This is a genomic window from Cypionkella sp. TWP1-2-1b2 (assembly GCF_049896245.1).
Taxonomy (GTDB): Bacteria; Pseudomonadota; Alphaproteobacteria; order Rhodobacterales; family Rhodobacteraceae; genus Cypionkella.
Genome location: NZ_JAFCTX010000026.1, coordinates 9,255 through 34,338, shown reverse-complemented (window position 1 = coordinate 34,338; position 25,084 = coordinate 9,255). Strand labels below are relative to the sequence as shown.

Here is a 25,084-nt window from a genome sequence, read left to right as displayed (position 1 = left end):
TGAATGTAACTTTAGCTGCCTTGGACACCCGCCCAAGACCGCGACTTATTTGCCGGACGGCAGCTTGGAGACCAGGCTCATCCCGATATCCATGCCTTCCAACTGGTAGTGCGGACGAAGGAAGAATCTTCCGACGTAGTAGCCGGGGTTTTCTTCGTCCGCGATCACTTCCACCTTGGCCGCAGCCAAAGGCATCAGAGCCTTTTCCCGCTCGGATGCGGTGCCAGGGTTGCCGTGAACATACTGGTTGATCCAGTTTTGCAGTTCTTTTTCCAACTGCGCCTGTTCGCGGTTTGAACCGACCATGTCGCGCACCATGCATTTCAGATAATGGCTGAAACGCGAAATCGCGAAGATATAGGGGATGCGCGAAGACAGATTGTCCGAGGCCGTGGCCTCTTCGTTCTGATATTTCTTCGGTCGGTACAACGATTGCGCGCCCAAGAATGCGGCGCGGTCGGTGTTCTTGCGGTGGATCAGCGGCATGATCCCCGATTTGGAAAGCTCGCCCTCACGCCGGTCGCTGATCGCGAATTCGGTCGGGCATTTCATATCGGTCGAGCCATCGCCGGTATCGAAATTATGCACCGGCAGGGCGGCAATCTCACCGCCCGAGGTGACACCGCGAATTTGCACCGTCCAGCCATATTCCTTATGCGCGCGGTTGATGTTCACCGCCATCGCATGCGCGGCGTTCATCCAAGCGTATTGCTTGCCTTCATGGCCGTCGGTGGTTTCTTCAAAGTTGAACTCCTCCACCGGCTCGCCGTTCTGACCGTAGGGCGAGCGTGCCAGCACCCGCGGCATTGCCAGCGCGATATAGCGCGAGTTTTCTGAATCGCGCAGCGAGTTCCAGCCTGCATAATCCGGCGTATCAAACACCGTGGACAGATCGCGCGGGTTGCCCAACTCGTTCCAGCTGTCCATCCCCATCAGGGTCGGCGCGGGCGAGGTGATAAAAGGCGCATGGGCTGCGGCGGCAATCTTGCCCAGATCACGCAGCAGGCGCACATCCGATGACGAGTGGTCAAACGCAAAGTCACCCACCAGCGCGCCGAAGGGCTGGCCACCCAACTGGCCAAATTCGGCCTCGTAGATCTTCTTGAACAGCGGGCTTTGGTCCCACTTCGCCCCCGGATAGCCGCGCAGTTCCTTGTCCAGCTCGGTCTTCGAGATGTTCATCACTTGCAGCTTCAGCGTCGCATCCGACTCGGTGTTGTTCACCGTGTAAGCCAAGCCGCGCCACGCGCTTTCCAGTTTTTGATATTCGGCGTTGTGGATGATCTCATTGACCTGCTGCGACAGCTTTTCGTCGATCTTGGCCAGCATCTTGTCGATGGTGTCCAGAATATCGTCGGTGATCACCGTCTCGTCGGCCAAAGCCTCACGCACCAGCGTGCCTACGGCATTCTCCACTTCCCGCGCGGCGACATCGCTGCGAGGTTTGAAGTTTTGCTTCAGGATCGCTGAGAATTCATCCAGCTCGTGCAGGGCGCCACCGGCTCCGCCGTCTTGTTGCAGTTCAGTTGCCATGTCGATTTCCTAAAAAATGTCTTGTGTAATCAGCAGCCTGCAACGGCGGCCATTCAGGATTATTCTTCGCCTTCGGGCTTGGCGGCAGCACGGCGTTCATCCAAGGCCGCCATCAGCGCCGGGTCAGCCAGCAACTGCTTCAACTGCTCTTGGGCACCGGATTTGCCGTTCATATAGCGGGCAAGGTTCGCCAGCTGCTGACGGGCTTCCAGCAGTTTGTTCAGCGCGGGCACTTGCCGGGCAATCTCACCGGGGCTGAGATCGGCCATTTTCTTGAAGTTCAGGTTGACCGAAAGCTTGCCGCCTTGTTCCGCGTCCAGCTTGTTATCCACATTGATCGCAAGACCGGGCGAGACGCTTTCCATATAGTCATCCAGCGTATCCGAGGACACAGCGGTAAATTCACGGTCGGCAACGGGGGGCTTTTCAACCTTGCTGGCGTTGCCTGACAGATCCGACATGATGCCCATCACAAACGGCAGCTCGACCTGTTTGTTGGCTTCAATCGGATCGGCGTATGAAATTTGCACACGCGGCGGGCGATTGCGCTTGATAAAGCCGGTGGCTGAATCGGAAGATGCCATAACAATTCTCCTGTTCTAAATACGAAAAGAAAAGCCGCACCGGCGCTACAAGTCAACAGATTTCAACTCTGCGCCCGAAACGGGCATTTGGTCAAAGGAAACCGTGGTCAGTCAAGCGAAATTAGACAAAATCAGGAAGGCGTAATCAATTCGCGCACCAGCGCATGGAAGTCTTTAGACAGCATATTTCGGGCTTTGAACAGTAGGATTGGAATCGGGCTGGCCGGTTCGCGCATCCGGTAGAAATCTTCGATCTGCTTCAGAATCTGCCCGGCATGATCGCGGCTGACCACTTCGGGGGCGGGCGGATCATTTTCACCGGGCGTCGAGAAATCATCCGAAGTGATGTTCGCCTGCCCCGACAGATCGCGCATCCGCGCCATCGAAATCGCAAAGCCAGTCTCGGTGCCAAAGCTGATCGAGGCGTAACCCGCGGAGTTTTCAAGCAAAGCGTCCAACGCCTCCACCAAGGGCCGCCCGATCAGCAACCGCGATTGCGTGACCAGAACCAAGGCCAAAGACGCAGGTTCGGTGGTGGCAAAATACCGCTCTACCGCTCGCAACAGCTGATAGGCGACACGGTGGTTTGGCACCTCGGCCGTGCCGGTTTGCACCGTGATCGTGGTGGCAGCACCCGGCGCACCTGCTGCGAAAGCCTCGCCCTCGGCCCCCTCAACAATCGGGGCCGCCTCTGCCCCCAGATCGCCGCGCGCGGAAACCACCATCGCCAGAATATCAGCCAGCTTATCATCCAGCCGGTCCAGCTTCGGCGAGAACGGCGGCGTGCTGGATTGGCAGAGCTGAATGATGGTCTTGAGCGCCCCCCGCAGGCCCGTAAGCTGCTCGTACAAAGCATCGACCGTCTTGGCGTTCTCAGATGAGCTTAGCGCCCCAGTGATGCTGCCAACGTCGCCCGGTTGCTCACCTTCCCGCGTCGGAATTTTGCCCGAGGCGGTGCCGTAGCCGCGATAGATAATGTCGCCAACCCGCTTGTCGGTCAGCAAAATCGCATAGTCCAGCGGCGCGGCGATGGTGGCCAGCGCGTTCAGTTCCTCAATCGCATTCTGCCGATCCACGCGGTCCACCGGATGCACTTCGCCGGGATAAGCCTCGATCAGCCCGGCGAAACCCATCACCGCATCGGCAAAGCCTTTGAAGCGTCCGGCAAGGATTTGAAATTTCGCCTCCAGCCCCAGCAGGCGCAAATCGCGGCTGCGTTTCAGCAGCGCGTCAAGCTGCGCTGATTCGGCCTTTTGATCGACAGATTTCGGGTCAAACAGCGTGCCGCGCACCATGTTGAAATAACTGGTGGGCAGGCGGTCTTCGACGTTGAAGTAATAATCGCAATAATCCGCGTCATCCAGCGCAAGCAGGTCTTCACCGCAGGGCGCATCCGGCGAGATCGGCTTGATCAGATCATCCAGCCGCATTTTGGAAGATTACTTGCGGTTTGCAGCAACACGCACGGGCTGCGGTTTCGGCAGCACTGCCAGCAGGCCAAGGCCCATCACGCCAGTGCCAAGTAGAAGGGTGATCAATGCAGCAGTCATTGTCGGTCCTTTGCAAAACTTATGTGAAGGCTACCGCCGCGCTGCGGCATGGTCAACCGCCGTTTTTCGGGGTGGCGGACTTCACCGCTTCGTCGTAGGCATCGGAAAAGTAGGCTAAATACACATCCAACATGCCGTTTTCATAAGGATGTGTCTTGGCATCCCAGCGTTCAACGAATAATTCCCAAGCCCGCGCCTTTTTCGATGACATGATTCCGCCGGTGGATCGTTCTTCAATCGACTCGGGCGAAAGGTCTTCCAGCAACCGCGCCAACGCAGGCTGCATTGCCGCATAAACCGCCGTTTGGTGGCGCTTTACATCGTCAAAGCCTTGGGTGAACGCGGCCACTGCCCCCAGATAACTTTCGGTTTTCGGGCCGAACATCGTGCTCAGCGCCTCGGTCGGGTTGGGCTTGAACTTTAAGGGCGAGTTGTTGATCCCGCCGATCATCGTCCGGCTAGAACTTTTGACAAATTGCTTCGCAGCCGCCCGCGCACCCAAAAGCGCCATCAACTGCTCGGCCGCGATGCGCAAAGATTTGCCAATGTCTTCGCCCAGTTGCGTGACATCGACCTTCGACAGAGTTCCCGCAGGCAGCCCCGCGCCTTTGCAGATCGCGTCCAGCAATGGCAAAGCGTCTGCCGGGGCCTCTATCTGCGCGGGAACGGGCCGCAGCGGAAACGGTTCAGAGGCGGGCGGGGCAGGCGGCGGTGTGGTCGCGAGCGCAGGCGGCGTTGTTACCGCTTGCGGCAAAGGGCTGGCAAGTGGGGCAATCGGCGCATCCATCGGCGGCGTGGTGGGCACAAAACTGGCGGGACGCGGGTTTTCGACAAAACTGTCGCCAAACTGCCCTGCCAGCGCCGATGAAGCCCGCGTTGGTGGCGGCAAAGGCGTGGTTGAAAACTGCGGCATCGGCGAGGGGCTTGGCGCAAGGCTCCATGGATCTGACACCGGGGCAGTCAGTGGCGGCGCGGCAAAGGCCGAGGCTGCCGGGTCCACCACCAACACCCGGATGATGTACTGCCCAACTTGCAGCCGCTCATTATGCGTCAAAGCCAACGGCGACGACACCCGCATCGCCGCGCCATAGATGAAGGTGCCATTGGTGGAAATGTCGTTCAGCCAGAACTGACCATCGCGAAACGTCACCTCAAAATGCCGGCTTGAGATATGGCGGTTCGGATCGGGCAAAGACAAATCCATCGCCGAATCGCGGCCCACTTCAAAGCCGCGCGCCACGGCCGAAAACTCCAGCGGCCCACCATCCGGCAGGCTATCCAAATTCTCAATCCGCAGGGTCAGTTTCATTTCGGGGTATTCCAACAGGGACTAGACCTAAGATAGGCGGCTTACACGGTTTTTGCCAGCACCTCGGCCATCCCAACGTAATGATCCAGCATGCGCCGCCGCTTGTCCTGCGGCACCCGCGCCAGCGCCGTCAACACCCCGGCGTTCAGCGCCCGCCCAATCGCAAACATCGGAACCAGCGCAGGCGGCAAACCTTCCGGTGCCATCGAGCCCGAAGCCCAGCCCACCGCCAATGCCAGCCAGGCCCCCGGCCCCCGCACCGCCACATGCAGCCCTGCATCCAGTGCCAGATAACGGTTGGCCTCGCTCGGCTCACCGACCCAAGCCGCACAAATCTGCATCATCTCATGGTCCTGATCGGTCAGCAGATCGGGTGCTGCCTTCAGACATTCATGCCCCCACCACACCGCAGGGCGCGGCTGCAAGGCAAAAGCCATCAGCGAGATCGCCTCCTCTGGTGTCTCGCCCAAGCGCAGGCGACGGCAAAAGTCGAACACATGCTCACCTTCCCCCGGCCTTGCCACAATATCATCCGCCATTTCCGGCATGGTGCCGAACAGCTGACGCCCCAGTTGCACCCGAAGACCGGGTGCGGCGGCGATTGTGACGGGCGGAGTGGTATCAGATGCGCTGCCCATCAGTTAATCGTCACCAGAACGCCTTTGATCACCATCATCGCCCCCCCATCATGCGTGGCCATCGCGCCCGCTTTGGTTTTCAGCTCGGCGGTGGCTTCGACCTCTACCGTCAAGGCTTTGATCTTGATCGAGGTTTGATCAATGGTGATGCTGGAACTCCCCACCTTCAACTCGATCTTCTCTTTGGATTCGATTGACAGGCTGCCCTTCACCTTATGGGTTTCAGCGCCGCTGACTGAGGTAGACTTGTCGCCGCCAACCGAGGACGATGAGCTGCCGCCGACGCTTTCGCTTTTGCTGCCGTCGATCTTCAGGGTCTGCTTGCCGTGGGTGGTGGATTTGTCGTCGTGCATCACATCCCGCGTCATATCCTTTTGCGCCCGGATGTAGATCTTTTCCTGACCCTCGGTGTCGTCAAAGAACAGTTGGTTGTTGCGCACCGTCTTGAAGCCGCTGGTCAGATGATTTGCCGGCATGTCCGGGCCGTTCTTCTCGTTCCAGACGCAGCCTGTCACCAAAGGCTTATCCGGGTCGCCGTCCAGAAACTCCACAATCACTTCCATCCCGGCATGAGGCACAAAGATCGTGCCCCAATTTTCATGCGCCCAGATTTGCGAGACGCGGCAAAACATCGACACATCATCCGGGGCCCAGAAAAACTTGACCTTGATGCGGCCAAATTCGTCGATGTTCCCCTCGGCACCCTCTACCACCAGCGCCGTTTGTGGCCCGGAAATACGCGGTGGCCGGGTTAAGCGCTGCGGTGCAATCGGATTGGTGCTGCGGGTCAGCACATAAGCCCCTTGATAGGCGGTGTCAGCCGACACGCCGCCCCCCGAGCGGAACGTGCCGTTCGAGACAAAATGCTGTGCCGCCAGCACCGCATATTCGTCCAACTGCCCGGCATCGGAATGGGCCGAAAGCTGAAACTTCATCCCCGCGCCAAGGCTTGCGGCATTGCCATTCGCGCGCACGGTGGCATCGCCCATCCGGTAGCCATCCAAACGTCGCTGCGCAATCGGATTGCCTTCGCCTGTGGTCAGATAGACGCCGGGATAGCCGAAGCTTTCCATATTCGCGTTAACAAAGCCGCGCAAATTTTCGCGGGTGACTTCCATCTGCGCCGAGACGGTCTTGAAGTTGTAATCGGTCAATCGCACCGATCCGGTGGTCAGCTGCCGTTGTGGCGACCAGGCATCAAAATGCTCTGCCGTGGCATCGCCCCGGCTGCCCAAAGGGCTGAACGCGCGCGGCGAGGCTGGGGCATCGTTGAACGCATCCGCGCCGGTGGTCAGCACCAACGTGTGCCGCGTCGGCTCCATCTGGAAATGGTAGTTGATGCCGAACCGCTCCATCAGGCGGCACAGGAAATCCATATCGGATTCGTTGTACTGCACGACATATTCCATTTCAGGAAAGTTGCCGACGGTCAGGTCAATAAAGCCCGCCACATCCGAATTGCCATATTCGTCAACGATTTTTCGGATCACATCGACGACGTTCACCTCGTGGAAAATCCTGTAATTGATCCGCCGTGACAACTGCCAGAACCACGGCCGCAGCTCAAACTCATAGACATGCTCTTGGCCTTCGGGCCCCAGATAGCGGATCGCATCCACCATCTGGTGAAAATCGCGCACATCGCCCAAGGGGGTAACAATCTGAACCGCGATCGCTTCACCCAGCAAGGGCTCGATCTCTGAAATCGGTTTGGCGGACAGCGCCTTGACGCGAAACTGACTGATCGCGTTAACCGCCTCGCTGCCAGAAAACTCAATCAGCACCAAGTCGTTCGCCTGCAAAGGCGTGAACATCCGACCGATGCGATTGTCTTGGGAAAAGCTTGTGGGCATCTGGATATCGCTTTCAAAAATAGGCGTAAAACGGTCAGGCTGGGGAAAATAACCCCGGATACCTGCAACGTTACATCAAGCCACGCCAATCTGGCAAGAAAAGCTGCGCGCGCTCATCCCGTTCAGTTCTCCAGCCGGAAATAAGCGAAGCTAAGGGTCGGCTTCACCCCGGCTTTCTCCAACTGTTTTTCCAGGAACGGCATCAGCGATTGTGCCGTCACCCCCGCTGGCACCTTATCCAGCGCAGGCAGTGGTTTGTCTGTCACCATCGCCAGCAGAATTTGCGGCGCGGGCGGGGCGTTTGCCTCTAGCGTCAGATTGAATTCAAAATTGGCGGTGCCATCGCTGCCCATCGTGGTCCAAGGCTTGAGGTTGGTCGCGCCGCCGCCCTCCGAGAAGATAAACAGCGCAAAATTCCGCCCCTCCAGCCCTTCGACCTTGCCGCTGACATTGGCCCCGCTTTTCACCACCTCGCCGGGTGTCTGCATCACCACCGCCAAGGGATCAACATCCGGCGCGGGGTAGTGCGAGGCAAATTCAATCAGCGGGCATTGAGCCGCGTTGATTGCATGCACGGCAAGGTCTGGCGTGGTCTGCGTGGCCACCTGCCAGTCTTTCGCAAAGCTGGCCAAAGCCGCTGCGTCCGCCGCATAGCCGTCCAGCCCAAAACCTGCGGCCTTGGCATCCTTCAGCGTCACCATCGCACACAGCGGCGGCTTCACGCCCGCCAAATAAGCCAACTGAGCCGCCACGGGATCGGCCTTGGCCGCAGCTTCCTCAGCGGCTTTCTTGGCAGCCGCCTCATCCGCCAATTGCTGTGCCGCTGCGGCTTCCTCGGCGGCCTTCTGCGCCGCAGCCTCCGCCGCAGCAACTTCAGCCTCCGCCGCCTGCTTTGCCGCTGCCTCATCGGCAGCTTTCTTGGCTGCCGCTTCGTCCGCCGCCTGCTTAGCCGCCGCCTCGTCAGCCAGCCGTTGCGCTTCCGCCGCTTGCTTAGCCGCTGCCTCATCCGCCGCCTTTTGCGCCGCCGCTTCCTCGGCCAGCTTCTGCGCCGCTGCCGCATCTGCCGCCTGTTTCGTGGCGGCTTCATCCGCAGCCTGCTTGGCTGCCGCATCCGCCTCAGCCTTCTGCGCTGCTGTTTGCTGAGCCGCGACTTCCTCGACGGCTTTTTGCGCCGCTGCCGCGTCCGCCGCCTTCCGCGCCGCCGCCTGATCCGCCGCGAGTTTCGCCGCCGCTTCATCAGCGGCTTTTTGCGCGGCAAGCTCGTCCGCCGCCTTCCGCGCTGCCGCATCCGCCTCGGCCTGCTTGGCCGCGTCCTCTGTGGTTTTAACATCCGCCGCAGCTTTAATAGCCGCCGCATTCTCGGCAGCCTTCGCCGCCGCAGCATCCGCTGCCGCTTTCGCCTCGGCAGCAGCCCGTTCCGCGTCAGCCGTCTCAGCCTTCACCCGCGTCTCGGCGTCTGCCTGAGTCTCCCCCGCCACAGGCACCACTTTGCCGTCAAACACCCCGCCGAAATACGCCGCCGCAGCCCCACCGCCCAAAGCCAGCAGCGCCACCACCGCGATCAAACCGCTTTTGCTGTTCTTCACCACCAGCGGCTCGGCCAGCGTAGGCTTCACCGCAGCCGCCATTCCCGGCGCACCAAACGGGCTGACATCTTCGCTTTCCGGGGCCTGCGTCACCGCAGCAATCACCGTCGCCGCAACCGGAGCCGAAGTATTCACCACAGGCGCCACGGATACCGGAGCCACCGAAACCGAAGGCTCAACGGGGGCGACCGAAACCACCTTCGGCTGTTGGATCGGCAATGCCCCACCGATCACCGTGCGGTTCGGATCGGGCGCTTTCGGCGCAGGCGCAGCAATCTGCGGCACCAAAGCCGGGTTATCCACCGCCGCCATCACCTTCGCCATGCTGTCAGGCCGCAACGCCGGATCGGGCTGCAACATCCAAGACAGCAGTGGCACCAGCGCTTCATCCACGCCGTTCAAATCCGGCACAGCCGACCGCTTGCCGACAGCATCGACAATCGACGCCCCCATCGGCAGCACTTCACCCTTGCTCGCCGCCGCCGTCACCAAAGCCAGCGAGTATATGTCCGACCGCCCATCGACCGTGCCGCCAAACGCGCCCAACTGCTCGGGCGACACCCAGTTGAACTTGCCGGCAAACTGCCCCTGCAACAAAGTCCCCGCCCCCAAAGCGGTGCTTTTCGCAATGCCAAAGTCAATCAGCTTGGCGTGCTCGACATGGCCGTCTTCCAAAATCACATTGTCCGGCGACAGATCCCGATGCACCACCCCGGCCCGATGCGCCTTGTCCAACCCCGAGGCCACCCGCCGCAGCATCACCCGCACATCGTCGACCGGCATCGGCCCTTGCTCGATGCGGTCAGACATCGAAGTGCCCGAGACAAACTCCATCACCATGCAAGGCCGCCCGATGGTCGGATCGACGGTAAACACATGATACCGCACAATCGCTTCGTGGCTTAGCCGCGACAGCGTCGTGCTTTCCTTCTGGAACAACGCCACGATTTTTGGGTCATGCGCCAACGATGGCAGCACGATCTTGATCGCCACAGGCTCGTCATTGTGGATATTACGGCCCCGGTAAACCTCGCCCATACCGCCCGAGTTGATCAGACGCTCAATCTCATAGGTGCCCATGATCAGGGTGCCGGAAGAAACCGTTGTGGCATGGTTTGGGCCAGAGTTTGGCGTGTCGCTCATTGCCACGCCCTCGCGGCGCTGACTTTCACCACCACCACAGTCACATTATCACGCGCCCCGCGCGCCAACGTCATTTGTATCAGCGCATCGCAGGCGGCTTGCGGTGCAAAGCGGCCCAAAGCCTCGGCCATCTCGTGATCTTCAACATGTTCGGTCAGCCCATCCGAGCACAACAAGAACACATCGCCATCCGCCACCCCCCCCGAACGCTCATCGGTCTGCGGCGTCGCATGAACCCCAATCGCCCGCGTGATCACGTTGCGGCGCGGCCAAGTCAGCGCCTGTTCCGCCGTGATCGCACCAGTGCGCAGCAATTCATTGACCTCGGTATGATCCACTGTGACTTGGGTATATTGGCCCGCGCGCAGCAGATAAATCCGGCTGTCGCCCGACCACACACAAGCGAAATGCTGATCAAACGCCAGCAAGGCCACCAAGGTTGCCCCCACTGTCGCACCATTCAGCAGCGCTGACTGATCCTGAATCAACTGATGCGCCCGCAGCAACCGATCCATAAACCGAGCCTGCAAATCCGGCGCGGAAACCGGGCGGCCCAAAGACCCCACACTTTCCACAATCGCCTTGCTGGCAAAATCGCCCGCATGGTGCCCGCCCATGCCATCGGCCACCACCCAAACCCCGGCCTCGGGCAGCGTCAGATAACTGTCTTCATTGTGATCGCGCACGCGGCCCGTATCGGTCGCAGCGCCAGTCTCGAATTGAAATGGAGCCTCTATCATCGACCCACCCATTTGAAACAACCTTGCCCGCCGGGCTTATTACAGGCGGGCTGAAAACATTTGGCCAGCTTAGGCGGAAACCTATGCAACTGCCTAGCCCCAACCTGCTTAAGCATTTTCAGCATAGCCCCGCAAAAACCACGCCATAACATGGCCAGATGGCAAACCTTCGCCCGCCCAAACTTGGCTATGGCCGAAGTCGTCCCCGGCAATCCACCAATAACTGCGGTGGTGGCTGGCGCGATGATGGTCGGTGATCGCGATATCCTCCAGCAGCCCCACAACGTCTGCACCGGGCCGAGCGGCCCAAAACTCCGGTGGGCCAGCGGGCAACGCGGCGGGGCAGGGGGCTGAAAACCCGTTCAACTCGGCAGTCTCGCCCGCCAGCATTTCGATCAGCTTCGCCTCCACACCTGCGTGCCACTCCTGCGCCGGATCAATCACCGGGCAGGGCGGGCACTCCGCGCCAAACCCTGCGATCAGCAGCGGATAGCGCCGCCCGACCTTATCTGCACTCGGGCTTAAAACCCCCGCGCAAGCCTCACCCCAAACACTGGGCCCAATCCAAAATCGCAAGGGTCGCGCTGATCCCCAAACCGTTTCCCACTCGGCATCCAATCCATGCCGCGCCTCGGCCAACACAGAATCCAGCCAGCCCTCCAGCCCAGTCTGAACCGGCAAACCGCCGCCGATGAAATCCCCCTTCGACGGATGTTTGCCATACAGCGCCAGCATCTAAAGCCCCCCCATCTACAAACCGGTAGGGCAGCGGAACTCGCGCAGTTCTGCCATGTTGAACGGGTTGACCAGCGCATTGACCCGGATTTCATAGGTGATGTTGCGCCCGCCGATCACATAATCCACCTGCATCACATCGCCGATCTGGCGCGGATTGCCATCGCGGATGAACTGCAACAGCGCCCACGGCCCCTGATACATGATCTGGCTTTCGCGGTTGTTCATCTCAGGCAGCAGTTGCACCGAAGTGTTCCCCGCCCCCCCCGGCCAGGTCACAGTTACCGGCGTATTCCCCGCCTTGCGCATCTGGATCGGCTGATCGTCAATCACCAGAATCGACTGCTTGATCCGGTCATGCGCGGTGATCTGGTTCACCGTCACATCCAGCTTGACGACCGGGGATCGCCCCGGAAAGAACGCGTCCCTGATCGCCGCCGCCTTCTGAAACTGCCGCAGGCTTTGCAGGCTTAGCTTCTTCGCCAGTGGGCTATCGTCCCGCCACGTCCAATCCCCCGCGCCCATATTGGCGTGGATCGCCAGATTGGCATTGAAGAACCGATCCAGCACGCCATCGGGGGCAAACAACTGCGCAAACTCCGACAAAGGCACCTGCCTGCCTGGGCTTTTGCTGAACGGATAGCGCCCGTCAACGATGCCCTCGCACACCGCCGTCACCTGCGAGGTCAGATCGGCATTGATCTGCGCCACCGCCGTCGAGGCCGCATCGCCCTCAAAATTATCCACCGCCTCATTCACCATCCGCGACAACTCGGGCGGCAAACGGCTGGCCGCCGTCTTCAACTGCCCGATCAGCGCCGGAATTTGCGCATTGGCTTCCGCCTGATTGAACCCCGCCGCAATCACCAAGCCCTGCTGGATCGCGCCCAGCGAGTTCAGCAAAGCATCAATCGGCCGCGTCCCCGGGGTGCCTTCCAGCAGCGCGTGATACTCGGCAAACTGCGCCTCAATATCCGCGCCCGGAATCGTCGGAGCAGAGCCCGCAGCCGCCCCCGCGCGCTTTTGCGATTTGCCTGCCGCAAGCGCGATATCAAGGCCAATCCGCTGCAAGCCACTGGTCCGGCTGGCGATCATCTGCGTCACATCACTGCCCGCCTGCGAAATCGCCCCTGCCACCGCATCGGCCTCTCCCGCAGCCTGCTCTACAGCACCCTCTGGCACCAAAGGCTGCGTCAGTTTGGTTTCCGCCGAAATCCCCTCAACCAGCTTCAAAATCGGTGAGGTCGTGGGCGAGGATGCCGCCGACAACGCCATATAAGCCGGTTTATCCGCCGCCATCGGCGCGAGCTTGATATTCGACAACACCGCATCCCAAGCCGCCAGATAATCCTCACGATACCGCGCCAGCAGTTGCGGGCCCAGCCGCGACAACTGCTCATCCACCTTCGCCGCAGCCGCCTGTTCGCCCATAACCCATTGTTCGGTCTCAAGCTTATGCGCCACCGCCGCCAACTGCTCCAGAAAGAAATCATTGAACCCGGCATAGGTATACAGCGCAGGCACCGTCAGCGTGCCAAGGTCGGACCCGTCCACGGTTTCAAACACCAGCCGCGCATCCGGCCCCGCCCGTTCCACCACATTGAAATCCGGCAGACCCGACACCGGGGCGGTCGCGACGATCAGTGAATACGCCTGATCCGCCACTGACATCCGCGCCAAGATCACTTCGGCCTTGGCGACCAGATCGGCGTTCAACTCCACCGTCGGCGCTGTGGTATCATCCAACTCCAGCATCGCCGCCAAATGCTTGTTCAGCATATCCCGCGCCGGTTCTTCGTTGATGCCGGGGAACAAGACCTGCTCCCAATCATCATGGAACCACGTCTTCACCAGATCATCCTGCGGCGCTGGGGCCGCCCCCCCCAGCAGCTTATACACCTTCAACGTCTCATAAATCGGGATCGGCTCATTCGCCAAAACGAACTGCTGCAACTGGCCTTCGACCCGCAACACCAACCGAGGCCGCAACAACCGCTCCAACGCCTGCGCATAAGAATCCCGCGCCGCCTGCCGGATCGCGCCCTGCTGCGACAACCCAAAGCCGCGCGTCCAATCCCCTTCCGGCTCCTCGGGCGATTCAAACCCCGACGGCATGGTGCGCAGCAGCTTCAACTCATTGCTGATGCGCAGAAAATCGGTGTCCTTGACCTCAATCGCCTGCAAATCCTCGGTCGCCGCCAACTCATAATCCGCCATCGCCGCTTGGGCCGAAGCCACCAGCGTGCGGTTGTTCAGATAGCTATACCCCCAGGCCCCCAAAATACCCGCCGAGGCCAAAAACATCGCCGTGGTCAGCCCGATCCGCAGCACAGAAGCCCGCCGCACCGCCTTGCGATCATAAGACACCCAGCCCTGTTCGCCAAAAATCACCTTGGTCAAAAGATCATGCAGGAAGAAACTTTTGCCCTTGCCGGATAGCTGCGCCTGCACGCCCAAAGACCGGCTCATCGCGCCCAAAACCTGATCAATCGGCGTGCCTTCTTGCGTGCCAGAGGTGAAATAGAACCCACGCAGCATGGCCGAAGTTTTATAGCGCGTCGGCTCAAACACCTGCCGCAAGAACGATTCCACCTCGTCCTTCAGCATCGCCATCTGGCCGGGAAGTCCGAAAATCGCGATGCGGTTCACGCCGTCGGGTTCTTCCGACAACCGATCAATCACCTCATCCGAAAGCCGCGCCACCAGCGCATCAAACTCGCCCGCAACCCGATCAAACGTCTGCTCTTTGCGGTTTTCAGTCTGGAAGGTCGCGCCCCAAACCTTTTTCCGCCGCCCCGCCGCGAAAGAACTGAAATACTCGCGGAACCCGGCGATCAGATCCGCCTTGGTGAACATCACATAAACCGGGAAATCGACCTTCAACGTCTCGTGAATTTCCCCCAGCCGCGCCCGGATCGTTTCCGCATGGGCGGTGATCTTATCCGGCCCCGCGTTCATCAGATCGGCCACCGAAATCGCGAGGATAACCCCGTTGATCGGCTGCTTAGGTCGGTTTTTCTTCAACAAATTCAGGAAGCTGGTCCACGACGCCTTATCCGTGCCCTCATCACTATCCTGCGTGGTATACCTCCCCGCCGTGTCGATCATCACGGCGTCTTCGGCAAACCACCAATCGCAATAGCGCGTGCCGCCAAAGCCCTGCAAACCGCCCTGCTGACCCGACAGCGGAAACTTGATTTCACTGTTCACAAGGGCGGTCGTCTTGCCCGAACCTGGCGGCCCGATGATCACATACCAAGGCATATCGTAAAGATAAGTCTTTGAATTACCAGACTTCTTCAACGTGCTCAAAGCCGCCGTCATCCGGCTGGCCAGTTCCCGCCCATCGCCCGCAGGCGCATCCACCACAATCGCCTTTTCCAGCGCCGCACTGCCCTTGCGCCGCCGCAACAGTGCCACCAGCCCCCAGACCAGCAGCACCAGCGCCAGCAAACCAATGATCAGCGCCCGCACCCAAACCGGATCAAACGGATGTGCTTCGCCGAAGCCAATCAGCGGCCCGGCGAACCAGACCACGGCAGAAAACGCCAGAAACCCGATCAAAATCAGCGTCAACTTTAGCCATTTCATTGCAAAGTCTCTTCCCGCTTGATCATAATCTCAACCCGACGATTGGCACTGCGGCCCTGATCGCTGGCATTGTCGCCAATCGGTTCGGCCTCGCCCTTACCCTCAACCTCAAAGCGGCTCGGATCAGTCATACCCACCGCCAGCACCTTTTGCACCGCTTCGGCCCGCGCCTGCGACAGATCGTGGTTGTTTTTGAACCGCCCGCGCCCCGACATCGGCACGTTGTCGGTATAGCCCCAGACATAAACCGGCCCGGGCTCCTTATCCAAAGCCGCTGTAATCCGCGCAGCCAAGTCGTTGAATTCTTTCTTGGTCTCGGCCTTACCCGAAGCAAACAGCGCCGCGTTGCTGACGCGGATAAAGATGAAATCACCCTTGATATCGACCGCCACCAAGCCACTGGCGATATCGTCTTTCATCTTCTGTTGCAGACGGTCCAACTGGCTGCTTTCGGTGACAGGCACCACCTCCAACGGCGTAAACGCCACCGCCCGCACGAGGCTAATCTTAGAGGTCGGCGTCAGCGACAACAGCCGTTGCGACACCACAGAGCCTTCCTGCGCGATCAGTGTCGAGAGGCCAAAGTAAGCGCCCATCAGCACCACCCCCAGCACCGATCCGATCACCCACAGCGGCGTGCCACCAAACCGCCGCCGCCCGCCGACCATAACCGGCTGCCAGCGCGGCGAAATATCATCATCGGGGCGGTTCTGCACCCGGCGCAGGCTGTCATAAATCATCCCCCGCACCCGCGCGAGTTCCACAGCCCCATTCGGGGCGCTTCGATATTGTCCCTCAAACCCCAATGACAAACAGCTCATCGCCAATTCCAAAAGCTGGAAATTCTGCGCCGGGGCCTGCAACGCCTTTTCAACCTCTTGAAAAAACCCCACGCCTGAGGTGCGCCGATTGAAAAACCGCGCAACCATCGAATATTGAATCCACAAATGCCGATCCGTGCCGGGGATATTCTGCACAATATCGTCCGCCGTGCCGCACAAAAGGTACTTTGCCACCTGCGTCTGATGCGCGTCCACCCCGCCTTTCAGGCAGTTCTCCTCAAACCCCTCAATCTCGCGGGTGACGTATTCCATCAACGGAACCGCCTCCATCTCGACCATCTGAGTCCGCAAGCGCCCGAACAAAATCAACAGGTTGGCCGCTGCCGCCAGCATCGGGCTTTTTGGCCCGCCAGCCCCCAGACCCTTGGCCACCAGAGCTTTGCGCAGATCAATCTTCGGCCCGGTATTGGCGTAATTCGTAGGCTGGGCAGTCGAGGCATCGGGAAAAAACTGATCTGGTTGTGCAAACGCCCCCGCCACTGGGCGCGGCGCAGGCGCTTGCCCAAATGGCTGCCCGCCAAAGCCCGGAGAATTCACCCCCGGATGCGTCGATGCAGACGGAATCGGCGCAAAACCGCCCTGACCGCCACCTGCGGGCGCAGGCGCAGGCACGCCCCAAGCATCCGCCTCACCCGAAAACCCCGGCGACGAAGCCGAAGGCATCCCCCCCGCAGCAGGCCCAAACCCGCCCGGCCCAAACGCCCCGCCAGCCCCCGGCAGCGCGCCACCAATCACCGTTCGCTCATTGGGGCTAACCTGCCGCTTCCCCCCCGGCATCGGTGATACCCCACCCGACAAAGGCTGCGGCATCCCCATGCCGCCAATGACGGTCTTGTCTTTGCCATCGCCGCTGCCGCTCATGCCTTGGTCTCCACGATGGCCCACAACTCCATCTTCAGATCAGGCCAATCCCCGGCAAAGTGCATCCCGATGGCCGGAGCGGTCGAAAACTCCCGCCACAGCGGCGAGTTCTTCTCCAAGATAAAATACACATTGCGCGACACCGCCCGGATTTGCCTTGGCGGTGTTGGAATATGGATCAACTCGATCCCCGGCAGGTTATTGTTCACAATTTCCGACATCCGGGTGTTCGGGCCGACCTTGCAGAGCAGAGGAAACTGCTGCTGCACCAGCGTCAACGCCCGCGAACTTTCCACCTCGACCACAAACGTCGCATCGCGGAACAAATTCCTATCCGGCACCTGCGCCAGATAGGAATTCTGCCGCACCTGAACCAAATCCAACCGCGTTGCCCGGCCCACATCGCGGCTCAGCAACCGCTGAATATCCCGCACCACAGGCTCGACCGAGCCCTTCAGATCAGCATGGTCATAGGCGTCATAGGGCGGCGCCAAGCGCTTATCCTGATCAAACGTCCACAACTCACCCGAGAACCGCAGCAACTCCTCATACAGCCGCTCTGGATGCACATAGCGCGATTGCCGCAAATGCCGCAGCACGTTGATCTGCCGGTTCAGGCATAGCAACATGAAGTAATCCGTCGCCTGCAACCCGCCTGCCGCCGAAGGGTCCGCCGCATAGCGTGCCAAACTATCCAGCTTGGTTTCCACCCAGCCGATCACCCGGTCCAGCCAGCCCAAAGCCACGCCATGCGCCGAGATCGTCAGCAGGGGCGGCGGGAAGGCATCGTCCAAGATCACCACATTGTCGCGCACTTCCACGATCCGCGCGATCTTGATGCACTGATAGCCGGGCTTCGCCGTCGCCCGCACATCCAGCTCCAACCGGGGCGATGCCACCTCAATCTGCTGCTCCAACCGCAACGCCGAGGCGCTATCCGCCACCGTCTCAGCCCCCAGAACATAGCGAGAGCCAGCCTCAGCCTCCATCGCCACCTCGCGCCCGTTCATAACCTGATCCGGCAGAGTCAACCACACGCCAAGCCCATCCGAACCGCCGGGCACCTCAATTGCCCGTGGCAAAGGCGAAATCCCCGGCGCTTCAAACGGCGTCCCGTCAGGAAAAATCCCCGCCACCGAGGCCAATTCAATCCGCCCCTGCTGCAAGCGGTCGCGGTTGACCTTCATTTCCTCGATGCCCCAAGGATAGGGCGAGACATGCCGCACCCGCGCTTCGATCAGCTTTTCTACATAGCGATCACTTTGCTGCAAGTGGTGCGGCTGCAAGAACAGCCCTTCCTTCCACGCAACCTTGCTATACCAAGACATGCCAACCTCAATTTACCGAGCCATAGGCCCACAATAGCGCTTCTAAATCTGCCACCTAGAAAAAACGACGGCGGCCTCAGGGAAAAACTTTAGCGCAGTTTGCAGCGGCAACCGCGCCGGATCAAGCCCGAGATTGCCATATCGGTTTTGCACCCTAAGCTGTCCCAGACTTCCCTCGCACCGAGGGCGCTGGTATACAACGGTATGCGAATGACCCTGACCGAGATTTACAACGCCGAAGTGGCCAAAGGCCGCCTGAGCCCTGACGCAGCCCAACTGGCTTTGCTGCCGCTGCTGGAAGATTTGCGGCTCTGGTTGGAAGCGAGCGCCAACCGCAAAGTTGGCCTGTTCGCGGGCCTGTTTGCCAAACCTGTAACCCCGCCAAAGGGCCTGTATCTTTGGGGCGGCGTCGGTCGCGGCAAATCCATGCTGATGGATTTGTTCTACGCAAACCTCGGCATCCCACAAAAACGCCGGGTGCATTTCCACGCCTTCATGCAGGAAATCCACCACGCCATGTTTGATGCCCGTAAAACCGGTGTTGACGATGCCATAGCCCCGGTGGCCGATGCGATCAGCCGCGACGTGCGACTGCTGGCGTTTGACGAAATGCAGATCACCGACATCACCGATGCGATGATTGTGGGGCGCTTGTTCGAAAAACTGCTGGCCGCTGGCGTGGTGATCGTCACCACCTCCAACCGCCCGCCCGAAGACCTCTACAAAGACGGCCTCAGCCGCGCTTTGTTCCTGCCCTTCATCGCCATGCTGCGCGAACGGCTGCAGGTGTCCGAGATCGCCTCGCCCAACGACTACCGCCAACACCGCCTGACTGGCGCGCAAGTGTATTTCCACCCCGCAGGCCGCGCGAAAGACGCGATCAATGCAATTTGGCGCGACCTGACCGGGGGGGCAGCAGGCGAACCCCTGCGCCTGCCCGTCAATGGCCGCGAAACCGTGCTGCCGCGCTTTGCCAATGGCATCGGTCGCGCCAGCTTCTGGGAGTTATGCGCCAAACCCCTCGGCCCCGCCGATTTCCTCGCCATCGCCAGCGCCGTGCGGGTGCTGATCCTGGAGGACATCCCGCAGCTTTCCGCCAGCAACTACAACGAAGCCAAACGCTTCGTCATCCTGATCGACGCTTTGTATGAGGCGAAAACCAGACTGATCTGCTCTGCCGCAGACGAGCCAGAACGCCTCTACATCGAAGGCTCCGGCAGCTTTGAGTTCGAGCGCACCGCCAGCCGATTGCGCGAAATGCAAGCGGCGGATTGGGGTCAATAGCCAGCAGCTTGCGCGCTGGGCTGGCCAAGCCGGGGGTTTCACACCCCCGGACCCCCGTGGAGTATTTCTGCCAATGTGAAAGCAAATTTTAGTCAAATTGTTTCATCTGTTCCTAAATATCCCGCAGGGGTCTGGGGGTGTGAAACCCCCAGTTCCACCTCTGCACAGGCGCAAACGTTAAAAATCCCTTAAAACGCCTATGCCAACAGTCTGATATAAAACAACAAAATTTTGTCCCGAGTTGGGACCATCAGCCAAACGCCTGCCACAATAACCGCAATGCCATCGCTGTCGAGGTCGCCACCAGCAAAGGCTTGATCAACCGCGCCCCGATCCGCATCGCAAGCCTCGCCCCCAAAGACGCCCCCGCGACCTGACCCGCAGCCATCGCCAGCCCCACGCCCCACCAAGTCGCCCCACTCCACGCAAACACCGCCAAAGATCCGATGTTTGAGGCGAAGTTCAGCATCTTGGTATGGGCCGTCGCCTTCAACACCCCAAACCCTGCCAGCATGACAAAGGCCAGCATGAAAAAACTGCCCGTCCCCGGCCCGAAAAAGCCATCATAGGCGGCAATCAAAGGCACAGCTGTGAAAGTAAACACCGCAGGCTTGATCCGCTCCACCCGATCCAGATCGCTCAGCCCCGGTTTGAAGGCAAAGAACAGCGCCACCGCGACCAATATCACCGGCATGATGATTCGCAGCACCTCGGCGGGCATCAGATGCGCCACCAGCGCGCCCATCCCCCCAGCCATCGCCGCAACCGCCGCCATTCCCAACTGCTGCAAGGGTTTCACATGTCCCGCCCGCGCATAGGCCAGCACTGCCGTGCCCGCGCCAAAACTGCCCTGAAGTTTATTTGTGGCCAAAGCCTCGATCGGCGACGCCCCCGCCAGCAGCAGGGCAGGGACCGAGATCAACCCACCCCCGCCCGCAATCGCATCGACAAATCCTGCGACAAAAGCGGCGCAGACCAGCAACAGGGTCAGATTTGTGGCAATTTCAAACATCAAACGCCCCGCTTACAGATCAAAGCGGCGGCTGATCCGGCCCACCTTGCGGCCATCTGCCAGCGCCCAATCCGGGTTGCTGGCATAATCCACAAACCCGCGCCGGGCATAATAGGCAAGCCCCGGCACGTTGTCGGCGCGGATAGAGGCGTTCAGAACCCGCACCCCCGCTACACGCGCCGCCGTCAGGCTGGCCGCAAACAGCGCCGCCCCAATGCCGCGCGCTTGCAGTCCCGGCTGCACGAACGTGCCGATATCCGCCCAGCCTTCGGGCAGTTCCGGCGAGCGGCCTACAACCTGAAAGCCCAGCACTTGGCCCTTCTCCTCGGCCAACTGACACCCAATCACTGCGAGTCCGGTGACGTAGCTTTCCAACACTTCACCACGCGCGCGCGGCTGTTGATAGGCGGTGGTGCCGCCGATGCGGATAATCTCATTCTGAAGCGCGGTCATGGCTTCGGCATCTTGTGCGGTCGCAGGCCGAACAATCATGCCACGAACTCCTCGCGGCTATAGCCCTGCATATATAGCAAAGCCGTCAGATCACCGTGATTGACCCGCAAATCGCATTGCGCAGCGACGGCGGGTTTGGCGTGCAACGCCACCCCGGCCCCAGCCAGCCCGAGCATCCCCAGATCATTCGCGCCATCGCCCACCGCTATCGCATCGGCGATCGAAATCCCCAACCGCGTCGAAATCTCCTCCAGCGCCGTCACCTTCGCAGCCCGCCCCAAGATCGGCTCCGCCACTTGGCCCGTCAGCTTATTGTCCTCGATCAGCAAGATATTGGCGCGGTTTTCATCAAACCCCAACATCCCGGCAATCGCCGAGGTGAAGGCGGTAAAGCCACCCGACACCAGTGCCGCATGCGCGCCATTGGCCTTCATCGTCGCCAGCAACTGCGGCCCCCCCGACATAAGAGTGATCCGGTCGCGCACCACTTGGGCGATCACCGTGGCAGGCAGGCCCTTCAACAAGCCTACTCTTTCCCGCAAAGCATCCTCAAAATCCAACTCGCCGTTCATCGCCCGCGCGGTGATCCCGGCGACATAGGCCCCGACGCCCGCCTCATCGGCCAACTCATCAATACATTCCTGCTCGATCATCGTGCTGTCCATATCGGCGATCAGCAGTTTCTTGCGCCGCCCTTCAGCCCTTTGCACCACCAGATCAACGCCGATGCCCTGCAAGCCCTGCCAGACATCCCACCGATTTACAGGCATCGCCGCAACCGAGAATTCCGCCGCCACACCGGGGTCTAGCCACACCGCATCGCCACCACCCCAAGCATTGCGCAAAGATTCAACCGTCACACGGTCAAGCACAGGGCGATTGGGGTTGGTCAGCAAAGTGGCTACGAACATGGCATGTTTCCGATAGTGGAGATTTGTGTCGGTTTTTGCAGATGACGCGCCGGAATAGCGCGATTATTTGGCTTGCGCCACCCCGGCAGGGCCAATATGCGCGGCGGCGGGACACCCTTCCCCAACGAAGGGCATTTATCTGTGAGGATACCATGAGCGATCTGACCGCCCCGGCAACGCGCCCGGCAAACCCGCGCTTTTCGTCTGGCCCCTGTGCCAAAATCCCCGGTTATACCCTTGATATGCTTGGCGATGCGCCCTTGGGCCGCTCGCACCGTGCCTCTGTTGGCAAGGCCAAGCTGAAACAGGCGATTGACCTGACCCGTGAGATTCTGAACGTTCCTGCCGATTACCGTATCGGCATTGTCCCCGGCTCTGACACGGGTGCTGTCGAGATGGCAATGTGGTCCTTGCTGGGTGCCCGCCCGGTTGAAATGCTGGCGTGGGAGTCGTTCGGCGAAGGCTGGGTGACTGATGTGGTCAAACAGCTGAAACTCGACGCGAAAGTCAAAATTGCCCCATACGGCCAGATTGTTGACTTCGCCACGGTCGATTTCAATTCGGACATTGTGTTCACTTGGAACGGCACCACCTCTGGCTGCCGCCTGCCGAATGCCGATGCGATCCCGGCGGATCGTCAGGGCCTGACCGTCTGCGACGCCACTTCTGCTGCCTTCGCAATGCATCTCGACTGGGCCAAGCTGGATGTCACCACCTTTAGCTGGCAGAAAGTGCTGGGCGGCGAAGGTGCGCATGGCATGATTATGCTGTCGCCCCGCGCGGTGGAACGGCTGGAAAGCTACACCCCCGCATGGCCTTTGCCGAAGATTTTCCGCATGACCAGCAAGGGCAAAGTCATTGAAGGCATTTTCGTGGGTGAGACGATCAACACCCCCTCGATGCTCGCGGTGGAAGACTACCTTGTGTCACTGAAATGGGCGCAGTCGGTGGGCGGGCTGAACGGCTTGGTGGGTCGCGCCACCGCCAACGCCAAAGTGGTCTGGGATTTCTGCGCCGCCAACCCTTGGCTGCAAAACCTTGCCGAAACCCCCGCGATTGCCTCGACGACCAGCGTGTGCCTGAAATTCAACGATCCCCGTATCAAAGACGGCGAGGCTTTCGCCAAAGCCGTCGCCAAACGATTAGAGCAGGCCAAGGTCGCCTATGATATCGGTGCTTACCGCGATGCGCCCGCGGGCCTACGGATCTGGTGCGGCTCGACGGTGGAAACCGCCGATGTGACGGCGCTGATGCCATGGATCGCCAATGCCTTTGATGCGGAAATCGCCGCGCAAGTTTGAACGGGATGGCGGGGTGAACCCCGCCCTACCCAATCCGTAGGGCGGGGCTCACCCCGCCATCCCCCTCGCAAATCATAGGAGTCCCCATGGCCCCCCGCGTTCTCGTATCTGACGAACTCTCTGAAACCGCCGTGCAAATCTTCCGCGACCGTGGGGTCGAGGTGGATTACATGCCCAAACTCGGCAAAGACAAAGACGCGCTCGCCGCGATCATCGACCAATACGATGGCCTTGCGATCCGTTCGGCCACCAAAGTCACCGACAAGCTGCTCAGCCTTGCCACAAAGCTGAAAGTCATCGGCCGTGCAGGCATCGGTGTCGATAACGTTGACATCCCCGCTGCGTCGAAAAAGGGCGTGATTGTGATGAACACGCCGTTCGGCAACTCGATCACCACCGCCGAACACGCCATCGCGATGATGTTTGCTGTGGCGCGGCAACTGCCCGAAGCCAACGCCAGCACCCAAGCCGGTAAATGGGAGAAATCCCGATTCATGGGCGTGGAATTGTTCAACAAAACCCTCGGTGTGATCGGGGCGGGCAACATCGGCGGCATCGTCTGCAACCGCGCTGTCGGCCTGCATATGAAGGTCGTCGCCTACGATCCCTTCCTGTCGGATGACCGTGCCAAGACCCTCGGCGTCACCAAGGTAGACCTCGATGAACTCCTCGCCCGCGCCGATTTCATCACCCTGCACGTCCCCTTAACCGATAAAACCCGCAATATCCTGTCCGCCGAAAATCTGGCGAAAACCAAGAAGGGTGTGCGCATCATCAACTGCGCCCGTGGTGGTCTGATCGACGAAGCAGCCCTAGTCGATGCGCTTAAATCCGGCCATGTTGCCGGGGCAGCACTGGATGTGTTTGAGGTTGAACCCGCCACCTCCTCCCCGCTGTTCAACATGCCCAACGTTGTCTGCACCCCGCACTTGGGCGCGGCCACGACTGAAGCCCAAGAGAACGTCGCGTTGCAAGTGGCTGAACAGATGTCAGATTACCTGCTGACGGGTGCCGTCTCTAACGCGCTGAACATGCCGAATGTCACCGCAGAAGAAGCCGCGATTATGGGCCCGTGGATCAAACTCGCGTCGCATTTGGGCGCTTTCATCGGCCAGATGACCGAAGAACCGATCAAAGCCATCAACATCCTCTATGACGGCACAGTCGCGGGCATGAACCTTGCAGCCCTCAATTCCGCCGTCATCGCAGGTGTGTTGAAAACCCAAAACCCCGATGTAAACCTCGTCTCGGCCCCCATCGTGGCGAAAGATAAAGGCATCCAGATCTCAACCACCCGTCAAGACAAAACCGGCACCTTCGACGCTTACATAAAAGTCACCATGGTGACCGAAAAGCGCGAACGCTCGGTCGCAGGCACTTGTTTCAGCGATGGCAAGCCGCGCTTCATCCAGATCAAGGGCATCAACATTGACGCTGAAATCGGCGAACACATGCTTTACACCACCAATGATGACGTGCCCGGCATCATCGGCCTTCTCGGCATGACAATGTCGAAAAACAACGTCAACATCGCGAACTTCACGCTTGGTCGCGAAGGCATCGGCAAACAGGCCATCGCCATCCTGTATCTTGACCAAGCCATCGACCCCAAGGTGCTGGAAACCCTCGAATCCACCGGCATGTTCCAATCGGTGAAAGCGCTGCAATTCGACGTGGCCTAAACCCGACTTGCCAATTCATCTTGGCAGAAATACTCCACGGGGGTCCGGGGGCGTGAAGCCCCCGGTCTTTGCAGCAAGAGGCGCGGATGAGAACCAATGCCAACGGCGACCACCACGGCCCTATCGAGCGTTTTGGGGAAGTCCCAGC

18 protein-coding genes are annotated in these 25,084 nt (G+C 60.1%); 3 read left to right on the top strand and 15 right to left on the bottom strand.

Going from position 1 to position 25,084, the window contains the following annotated elements; all coding sequences use genetic code 11:
- Positions 1-45: 45 nt before the first annotated feature.
- From tssC to tssK, 12 genes are all read right to left on the bottom strand, one after another.
- Positions 46-1,533: a type VI secretion system contractile sheath large subunit gene (gene tssC / locus ACP7AP_RS16365; RefSeq protein ID WP_426035683.1), complete on the bottom strand. Its 1,488-nt coding sequence runs from the start codon at positions 1,531-1,533 to the stop codon at positions 46-48.
- 59 nt (positions 1,534-1,592) lie between these two features.
- Entirely contained in the window at positions 1,593-2,117 is a 525-nt protein-coding gene (tssB, locus tag ACP7AP_RS16360) for a type VI secretion system contractile sheath small subunit (protein ID WP_426035681.1), read from the bottom strand.
- A gap of 131 nt (positions 2,118-2,248) precedes the next feature.
- Entirely contained in the window at positions 2,249-3,547 is a 1,299-nt protein-coding gene (locus tag ACP7AP_RS16355) for an ImpA family type VI secretion system protein (RefSeq protein WP_426035679.1), read from the bottom strand.
- A 172-nt stretch (positions 3,548-3,719) separates the two neighbouring features.
- Positions 3,720-4,976, bottom strand: a complete 1,257-nt coding sequence (gene tagH / locus ACP7AP_RS16350; RefSeq protein ID WP_426035677.1) for a type VI secretion system-associated FHA domain protein TagH — start codon at positions 4,974-4,976, stop codon at positions 3,720-3,722.
- Between the two features lie 41 nt (positions 4,977-5,017).
- A complete protein-coding gene (locus ACP7AP_RS16345) occupies positions 5,018-5,614 on the bottom strand; it encodes a DUF6931 family protein (RefSeq protein WP_426035675.1) in 597 nt (198 codons plus the stop codon).
- Positions 5,614-7,467: a type VI secretion system Vgr family protein gene (locus ACP7AP_RS16340; RefSeq protein WP_426035673.1), complete on the bottom strand. Its 1,854-nt coding sequence runs from the start codon at positions 7,465-7,467 to the stop codon at positions 5,614-5,616. Before ACP7AP_RS16340 ends, ACP7AP_RS16345 begins: the two co-directional genes overlap by 1 nt.
- Positions 7,468-7,589: 122 nt before the next feature.
- Positions 7,590-10,196 (bottom strand): serine/threonine-protein kinase, encoded by a 2,607-nt coding sequence (locus ACP7AP_RS16335; protein ID WP_426035671.1) that lies wholly within the window; start codon positions 10,194-10,196, stop codon positions 7,590-7,592.
- Positions 10,193-10,936, bottom strand: coding sequence for a PP2C family protein-serine/threonine phosphatase (locus tag ACP7AP_RS16330; RefSeq protein ID WP_426035669.1), 744 nt, complete (start codon positions 10,934-10,936; stop codon positions 10,193-10,195). Before ACP7AP_RS16330 ends, ACP7AP_RS16335 begins: the two co-directional genes overlap by 4 nt.
- Positions 10,937-11,044: 108 nt before the next feature.
- Positions 11,045-11,671 carry a type VI secretion system-associated protein TagF gene (gene tagF, locus ACP7AP_RS16325; RefSeq protein WP_426035667.1) on the bottom strand — a complete coding sequence of 209 codons (627 nt, stop codon included), beginning with the start codon at positions 11,669-11,671 and terminating at the stop codon, positions 11,045-11,047.
- Between the two features lie 15 nt (positions 11,672-11,686).
- A complete protein-coding gene (tssM, locus tag ACP7AP_RS16320) occupies positions 11,687-15,262 on the bottom strand; it encodes a type VI secretion system membrane subunit TssM (protein WP_426035665.1) in 3,576 nt (1,191 codons plus the stop codon).
- Complete coding sequence (gene tssL / locus ACP7AP_RS16315; RefSeq protein ID WP_426035663.1) at positions 15,259-16,965, bottom strand: type VI secretion system protein TssL, long form; 1,707 nt, start codon at positions 16,963-16,965, stop codon at positions 15,259-15,261. Before tssL ends, tssM begins: the two co-directional genes overlap by 4 nt.
- Positions 16,962-18,293: a type VI secretion system baseplate subunit TssK gene (tssK, locus tag ACP7AP_RS16310; RefSeq protein ID WP_426035661.1), complete on the bottom strand. Its 1,332-nt coding sequence runs from the start codon at positions 18,291-18,293 to the stop codon at positions 16,962-16,964. Before tssK ends, tssL begins: the two co-directional genes overlap by 4 nt.
- A gap of 204 nt (positions 18,294-18,497) precedes the next feature.
- Between tssK and zapE the strand changes: the two genes are divergently transcribed.
- Positions 18,498-19,577 carry a cell division protein ZapE gene (gene zapE, locus ACP7AP_RS16305; protein WP_426035659.1) on the top strand — a complete coding sequence of 360 codons (1,080 nt, stop codon included), beginning with the start codon at positions 18,498-18,500 and terminating at the stop codon, positions 19,575-19,577.
- A gap of 250 nt (positions 19,578-19,827) precedes the next feature.
- Here the strand turns inward: zapE and ACP7AP_RS16300 are convergent, their stop codons facing one another.
- The 3 genes from ACP7AP_RS16300 to serB are packed head-to-tail and all read right to left on the bottom strand — an operon-like array spanning position 19,828 to position 21,953.
- Complete coding sequence (locus tag ACP7AP_RS16300; protein WP_426035657.1) at positions 19,828-20,589, bottom strand: TSUP family transporter; 762 nt, start codon at positions 20,587-20,589, stop codon at positions 19,828-19,830.
- Between the two features lie 12 nt (positions 20,590-20,601).
- Positions 20,602-21,081 (bottom strand): GNAT family N-acetyltransferase, encoded by a 480-nt coding sequence (locus ACP7AP_RS16295; RefSeq protein ID WP_426035655.1) that lies wholly within the window; start codon positions 21,079-21,081, stop codon positions 20,602-20,604.
- On the bottom strand, positions 21,078-21,953 hold the full coding sequence (serB, locus tag ACP7AP_RS16290; RefSeq protein ID WP_426035653.1) for a phosphoserine phosphatase SerB: 876 nt from the start codon (positions 21,951-21,953) through the stop codon (positions 21,078-21,080). Before serB ends, ACP7AP_RS16295 begins: the two co-directional genes overlap by 4 nt.
- Before the next feature lie 152 nt (positions 21,954-22,105).
- On the opposite strand from serB, the gene ACP7AP_RS16285 reads away from it, so the two are divergent.
- Both ACP7AP_RS16285 and serA read left to right on the top strand, forming a co-directional pair.
- The gene (locus ACP7AP_RS16285) at positions 22,106-23,254 is read left to right on the top strand and encodes a phosphoserine transaminase (protein ID WP_426035651.1); all 1,149 of its coding nucleotides are present in this window, start codon (positions 22,106-22,108) and stop codon (positions 23,252-23,254) included.
- Positions 23,255-23,340: 86 nt separating this feature from the next.
- Positions 23,341-24,936 (top strand): phosphoglycerate dehydrogenase, encoded by a 1,596-nt coding sequence (serA, locus tag ACP7AP_RS16280; protein WP_426035649.1) that lies wholly within the window; start codon positions 23,341-23,343, stop codon positions 24,934-24,936.
- Positions 24,937-25,084: the final 148 nt, after the last annotated feature.